This is a genomic window from Micromonospora sp. NPDC023814, assembly GCF_040639595.1.
Lineage (GTDB): Bacteria > Actinomycetota > Actinomycetes > Mycobacteriales > Micromonosporaceae > Micromonospora.
Map to the genome: position 1 here is coordinate 1 of NZ_JBFAAF010000185.1, position 3,005 is coordinate 3,005.

General features: G+C 70.3%; 2 protein-coding genes. Both read right to left on the minus strand.

All coding sequences use genetic code 11. The features are described from left to right. Window positions 1–89 precede the first annotated feature (89 nt). On the minus strand, window positions 90–1,553 hold the full coding sequence (locus AB0G14_RS35155) for an ABC transporter permease subunit (protein WP_357705041.1): 1,464 nt from the start codon (window positions 1,551–1,553) through the stop codon (window positions 90–92). Continuing rightward, window positions 1,553–2,854, minus strand: coding sequence for an extracellular solute-binding protein (locus tag AB0G14_RS35160; RefSeq protein WP_357705043.1), 1,302 nt, complete (start codon window positions 2,852–2,854; stop codon window positions 1,553–1,555). The genes AB0G14_RS35155 and AB0G14_RS35160 overlap by 1 nt, the downstream gene beginning before the upstream one ends. Window positions 2,855–3,005 lie beyond the last annotated feature (151 nt).

Consider the following 3,005-nt stretch of genomic DNA (forward strand, 5'->3'; position numbering starts at 1 on the left):
CCGGGTCCACGGTCCCGGTCGCGGCCGGCCGCCCCGCGCGGTACCGGCGGGTATCAGTTCCGGTACGGCGTCGATGGTGGCGTGGCTCATCAGCTATCCCTCCTCAGGCGCCGAATGTTGAACAGCATCGCGGGGAGCACCAGGGCGAACAGCAGGACCGCGAGGGCGCTGCCGAGCCCGTAGTCGAGGCCGCCGCCGAAGGACACCCGGTACATCTCCAGGGCGACCACGGTCGCGTCGTCCTGGGACGACTCGGGTGCGAGCACGTAGACGAGGTCGAAGATCTTCAGGACGTTGATTGTCAGGGTGACCAGGACCACGACGAGCACCGGCCGGACCAGCGGCACGGTCACGTGCCGGAATGTCTGCCACTCGCTCGCGCCGTCCATCCGGGCCGCTTCGAGTGCTTCCCGAGGCAGGGCGGCCAGCCCGGCCGACACCAGCACCATGGCGAAGCCGGCCCAGATCCAGATGTACGCCCCGATGACGGCGGGAGTGATGAGTGAAGGCCCGAGCCAGGTGACGCCGTTGAACGGCTCGGTGAAGTTGTCGGCGGGCAGCCGGATGACGTATGGGCCGGAGGTGAGTTCGGGGAACGCGAACCGCCCGGCGGCGTCGGTCCGGGTGGTGGCGACCACCCTGCCCCCGTCGGCCACCGCCTCGACGGTCATCTGGGGCAACCCCACCTCGCCGGCGTCGACAATCCCCGCCTGGCCGCCGCCGCCGCGGGTGAAGTCGAGCCACACCACCCCCTGCAGGCCGGGGCCGCCGGTGGGTGCCGTGGCCGGCTTGGCGTCGGTCGGGATCCGGTCCGGCGGCAGACCCACGAGGGCGAGGTGGACGGGTTCACCCGGGTTCGCCGGCCCCCTGGACTCGAAGCCGCCGTTCACCGGCGCCAGCTCGCCCTGCTCTCGGGCATCCACGCCGTGGTAGCGCGACGGGGACTCGAAGGCGTCGTGCACCGACACCGCGACCGCGTTGAGCACGCCGCGGTCCGGGTTCTCGTCGTAGACCAGCCGGAAGGTGACGCCGGCGGCCAGGAACGAGATGGCCATCGGCATGAACAGGACCGCCTTGAGCACGGCCGACCGGCGCAGCCGCTCGGTCAACACCGCGAAGATCAGCCCGAGGGTGGTGGCCACGGCCGGCGCCACGATCACCCAGACGAGGTTGTTCAGGATGGCTCGCCGGGTGTTCGGCGAGGTGAACATGGTGACGTAGTTGTCGAGGCCGACGAACCTCGATCCGTCACCGCTGCGAAAGCTGAGCCACAGCGTGTAGACGATGGGATAGCAGACCAGCACCAGCAGCAGCACCAGGGCGGGGCCGAGGAAGAGCGCGACCATCAGGCGGGTCTCCCGCGACCGTCGGCGGGCCGCAGTCCCGGCGGTGGTCCCGGCGGTGGTCCGTGGGCCGCCGGGGGCGTCCCGGTGGCCCGGGCCGCCGGCGGCGTGCCGTGAGCCGCCGGGGCCATCGGCCACGCTCGCCCGGCCGATCGTTGTTCGGGCAGGGGACGGACGGATGCCCTGGGCCGGGTCGGGCGTGATCGTCATCAGTTGCCTCCGAAGTCCTTCTTCGCGGCGGCCTCGAGCTGCTGGGCCAACGCCTCAGGGGCGATCGGCTTGGCCAGGAAGTCCTGCAGCAGCACCCACAGGTGGGCGCTGGTCCCACCGCCGAACGTCTGCGGCGTGAGGTCCGACAGGTCGAAGCGCAGCGATTCGGCCTTCACCACCGCTTCGGCGAGTTCCCGGGTGGTGTCGTCCGCGTACGTCGCGACGTCCAGTCCCGAGTTCGCCGAGATGAACCCGCCCTTGGCCGCCATGATCTTCGCCGCCTCGGGCGATGCGAGGAAGGCCATCAGTGCGTTCGCCTCAGGCGTGTCCTTGAAGGCGACCGCCTGGTCGCCCGCCGTCACCACCGCCGGCTTCGAGCCGTCGACCGACGGCCAGTCGAAGAACTTCGCGGACTCGCCGACCTTCAATTCACCCAGCTTGTTGATCTCTGAGGCGACGAAGTCGCCCTCGAACAGCATCGCTCCCTTCGGCGACTTGCCGAACACGTCGGCGATCGCCTGGGTGAAGGCGGTCTGCGTCGGGTTGCCGGCCAGGAAGCGCGGCGTACGCCAGTAGTCGGCCAGCAGGGTCAGCGTCTTGACCACGCTGGGGTCGGTCCAGGGGATCTCGTGCTTGGCCAGCTTGTCGTACATTTCCGGGCCGGCGACCCGGAGGTAGGTGTTCTCGAACCAGTCGGTCAGCACCCACCCGTCGCCACCGGCGGCCACCATGGGCGTCACCCCGGAGTCGGCGAGCGCGGCGGAGACCGTCTTGAGCTCGTCCCAGGTCTTCGGCGGCTGCACCCCGGCGTCGGTGAAGCTGTCGACCCGGTACCAGATCACCGACTTGTTGGCCACCTTGAAGTAGACGCCGTAGAGCTGCCCGTTCACGGTGCCCAGTTCCTGCCAGGCAGAGCTGTAGTTGGCCTTGATCGCGGCGGCCGCATCACCGGTCAGCGGCTTGATCGCGCCCCGCTTCACGAACTCGGCCACCACCCCGGGCTGCGAGATCAGCGCCACATCCGGCGGCGAACCCCCGGCGATCCGGCTGTTGAGCAGCACCGGCAGATCGTTGCCGCCGGAGGTGTACTTCACCGTCGCGCCGGTCTTCGCGGCGAAGGCGTCCAGCACCGCCTGGAAGTTCGCCTGCTCGGCACCGGACCACGTGGCCGCCACCTCGACCGTCTTGCCGGCAAGGTTCGCGTCCGGCGCGCCGGACGTCGGGCCGGCATCGCCACCGCACCCTGCGGCGGTGGCAAGGACCGCCGTCGCCACGGCGAGCGGTACCCATCGTCGTATCATGGACCCTCCTGAATCTGGTCTGCGGATCGGGACTGGACCGGAGCGGGCGACGACCCGCCGCCCGCCCCGCGTTCGGAGTCGACCGCGGTTGAGTGGCAGCTCAACCGCGGTCGACGGACGACGGACGCCGACCCAGGTTCCGGATTGGCGG

Bases quoted from the DNA above. Each gene is read 5' to 3' on its own strand.
- AB0G14_RS35155 (WP_357705041.1), bottom strand. From the start codon at position 1,553: ATGACGATCACGCCCGACCCGGCCCAGGGCATCCGTCCGTCCCCTGCC.
- AB0G14_RS35160 (WP_357705043.1), bottom strand. From the start codon at position 2,854: ATGATACGACGATGGGTACCGCTCGCCGTGGCGACGGCGGTCCTTGCC.